Below are 3,377 nucleotides of genomic sequence, written 5' to 3'. Positions count from 1 at the left end.
CAGATACCCCAACACCACACTCTGACCAACACACAACCAAACCCACACACAGAACCTAAAACAACGCGTTTAGTTCCTATAGGCCGTACTTTACAATAACTTTTGACTTATTGCATCTTTTGTCAATAATTTATGGAAGACTTTTAACCGTCACGCAAGCAATACTTGTATTGCGTCTCAGTGTAAAGTTCGCTGTAGCTTTTCGCGTTGTGGATTCGTATGGTGCTCGGGGTTTCGTCGGGCTGTGGATTGGGGTTGGGTATGGCTGGTGAGTTTCTGTCCCTTGAGGGTGTCTCCTATCATTACGGTTCGGGCGGGGCCGGCATCACCGACGTGTCCCTGCAATGCCCGCCTGGGTCGTGGACGGCGATCATGGGGCCCTCGGGCGCGGGCAAGTCGACCCTGCTGAATTGCGCCTCGGGCCTGCTGCCGGTCGACCAGGGCTTGGTGCACATCGGGCAGCATGACCTGGCCCGGATGGGAGAGGCCGACCTGACACGTGTCAGGCGTGACCTGATCGGGTTCGTGTTTCAGGACTACAACCTCGTCGAAGCGTTCACATGCCTGCAGAACGTGATGCTGTCCTTCCTCTTCGGCGGGCCGCGCATCGAGGTCGACGACGCCGTGCGGGCCCTGCAGGCGGTGGGTCTGGATGGTTTCGCCGACGTCTATCCCTCGGACATGTCGGGCGGGCAGCGGCAGCGTGTGGCGGTGGCCAGGGCTTTGGCCTCGAGGCCCTCGGTCGTCTTTGCCGACGAGCCGACGGGCGCCCTGGACACCGCCGGCTCCCAGCTGGTGCTGGACGCCTTCGGCCAGGTGGCGGCGCGGGGGTCCACGGTGCTGATGGTGACCCACGACCCGGATGTGGCGGCCCGTGCTGGCAGCACCGTGTTCCTGGTCGACGGCCGCATCCACTCGGTGTGGTCGGGCTGCACGGCCGAGCAGCTGGCCATGCACCTGGCCGAGACCACGTTGAGCGGGGCCGACCGGTGAGCGCGGGCATGGCCTCCCCGGCCCAGCAGGCGAGCCGACCCTGGCGCAAGCGGCCAACAAGGGCCAGCCTGTCCTTCTCCCTGGTCAGGGCCCACCGCTCCTCCTACTGGATCATGTGCCTGGCCGTGTTCGCCGCCACGACCCTGTCCTGCGCGACCCTGCAGGCACGTCAGGCGGGCCTGGCCTACGACGGCCTGCACGGTCTGGAGGGCCTGAACGCCTACCACCGCATTCTGACCAAGGCCTACTACGACCTGGCATTGAACACTGTGTCGCTGATCGCGCTGGTGTTCTGCCTGCTGGTGACGGTGTTCCTGGTCCTGTCATCGGTGTCCTTCCTGGTCCAGGAAAGGCGCCGGGAATACGGCCTGATGCGGCTCAACGGCGCCTCGGGCAAACAGGTCGTGGCCATGGCCCTGCGAGAGTTCTCCCTGCCCCTGGCCCTGGCCGACGCCGCGGGATGCCTGGCCGGATCCCTGCTGACCGTTCCTGTGGGCATGGCCTTCATAAGGGCCATGGGCACCACGGACATCGACCTGCTCTTCCACCCCAGGGCCCGCCTGTGGGTGGCGGCCGTGGCCTTCGCCCTGATGATGGCGGTCTGCCTGCTGGGCGTGTGGCTGGCCACGCGCAGGTTCGGGGCCGAGACCCCCCTGAAGCTGATGACACAACCGGCCGTCAAGGACAAAAAGGCCAGCCGGTTGCGGATCGTATGCTCCCTGGCCCTGTTCCTAGCCTCTATCACGGTCGCCTTCATGCCGGTCGACCGCTCGGAGTTCTACGACCGGCTGCTGGGCTTGATCGTCCTACTGATAATCACCGTGTACGTGGCCGCCCCCCTGCTGGTCCCCCCGGTAGCATCCCTGCTGGGCCTGCTGGCCGAAAAAACCGCGGCCGGACCGGGCCTGCTGGCCCGGCAACGGGTCCGCAGGGGCAGGGCAGGCGCCACGGCCATAGCGTTGCCGGCCATGATGGCGCTGACCATTCTGGTCTCCTTCACCCTCATCATGCAGGCGGGCCGCATGAGCTCGGTGGTGCTCAGCATCGAGCCCATGAAGGCCGACGTGGTGGCCTCCTCGGACGACCTGTCCCAGGCCGGCAGGATCTCGCGCACGCTGCAGGGGCTCGGACGGGAGGTCGGCACAGCCGACATCTACCAGACCCAGCAATGGGTCCTGACCGACAAGCACGGAAACATCCAGATGGACACCTTCCTCCAGGTCACCTGGGCCCAGGCCCGTGACCTGGCCGACCCCAGCCACAAGGACACCGCCCCCAAGGTGCTCCAGGGCAGCCTGGCCGACCTGGGCGCCGGCAAGGTGGCCATAAGCAGAGCATACGACAACCAGCGCAAGCCGGGCGACACGATCACCCTCATCGACCGCCACGACAAAAGACACCAGGTCCAGGTCGTGGCCGTCATCGAGCCGCCCAAGACCACCCCCCACGTGAACATGGACATGCTCACGACCGAGGATGGCCTGCCCAGGGAGGGCGAGAACGGCCGACTGTACGCCTTCATCACCGCCCGCGACCACACCCAGGCCGACGACATAGCCCAACAGATAAGGGACACCACCCACAAGATCACCGCCTTGAACAGGCAGGACTTCATCGACGACTACATCAAGACCAGCATCAAGGAGCAGCAGGGAACACCGCTCATGATAGCCGGCGGCACCATCCTGGCCCTGATATTCCTCGTCCAATCTATAGCCATAGGAATCAGCGAACGACGCATGCAGAACCGGCGCCTCAACCAGATGGGCGTCACCCGCGGCGCCCTCGCCTGGTCAGCGGCCATCGAGACCACACTCGACGTCACCGCCGGCATCATCCTCTCCCTCGTCGCCGTGGCCATCACCGAGGCATCCGTGGCGATAAGCTTCGTCCGGGACGGGGTCGGCATACAACACACACCCATCATCGCAGACATCTTCCTACCCATGTCCCTCCTGCTCCTGGCCGTCGCCATAGCCACCACCATCCTCTGCACACGCCTCACCCACAAGAACCAACCCACAAAACACTAGAGGCCAGGCCAACCATGAACTTTATCCACGTCGTCAGGAAATACATGCCGGGGCACATTCTTGCATACACGGCAAGCCTTCTGCTGGGAATCCTCGCACAAGCGGTCGTCCTGCTGCAACCACAGCTCAGCGGAGCCCTCATAGACGGCGTGCAACAAAACAAAGCAATCGTATTAATCGCGGTGCAATTGGGAATACTGTTCATTCTTGGCGCTGTATTGACAGCAATCCAGCAAGCCATACTAGGCACAATAGGGGAGAAATCAGGGCTATAGGAACTAAACGTGTTGTTTATGTTGGGGGTTTGGCCTTGTGGCTGTAAGCGTGTTGGGTGGTTGTTAATAGGTCGGG

Annotated in this window: 3 protein-coding genes; all 3 read left to right on the top strand. The window is 63.1% G+C overall.

Annotated features, from left to right (window positions below; translation table 11 throughout):
* Window positions 1-261 precede the first annotated feature (261 nt).
* From H3T90_RS08770 to H3T90_RS08760, 3 genes are read left to right on the top strand one after another with little or no spacing between them, the layout of a single operon-like run.
* The gene (locus tag H3T90_RS08770; protein ID WP_029676375.1) at window positions 262-993 is read left to right on the top strand and encodes an ABC transporter ATP-binding protein; all 732 of its coding nucleotides are present in this window, start codon (window positions 262-264) and stop codon (window positions 991-993) included.
* Window positions 990-3,026 (top strand): ABC transporter permease, encoded by a 2,037-nt coding sequence (locus tag H3T90_RS08765; RefSeq protein ID WP_198230268.1) that lies wholly within the window; start codon window positions 990-992, stop codon window positions 3,024-3,026. Before H3T90_RS08770 ends, H3T90_RS08765 begins: the two co-directional genes overlap by 4 nt.
* A gap of 14 nt (window positions 3,027-3,040) precedes the next feature.
* Entirely contained in the window at window positions 3,041-3,301 is a 261-nt protein-coding gene (locus H3T90_RS08760) for a 6TM ABC transporter family protein (protein ID WP_198230267.1), read from the top strand.
* The last annotated feature ends 76 nt before the right edge of the window (window positions 3,302-3,377 follow it).

The sequence above is a fragment of the Bifidobacterium polysaccharolyticum genome (genome assembly GCF_016101585.1).
In the GTDB taxonomy this organism is placed as follows: Bacteria; Actinomycetota; Actinomycetes; order Actinomycetales; family Bifidobacteriaceae; genus Bombiscardovia; species Bombiscardovia polysaccharolytica.
The sequence above is the reverse complement of the archived record's forward strand: the minus strand, read 5'-3'. Positions and strand labels throughout refer to the sequence as shown.

Excerpts from the sequence above, each read along its gene's own strand:
- H3T90_RS08770 (WP_029676375.1), top strand. The coding sequence starts at position 262 with ATGGCTGGTGAGTTTCTGTCCCTTGAGGGTGTCTCCTATCATTACGGT.
- H3T90_RS08760 (WP_198230267.1), top strand. The coding sequence starts at position 3,041 with ATGAACTTTATCCACGTCGTCAGGAAATACATGCCGGGGCACATTCTT.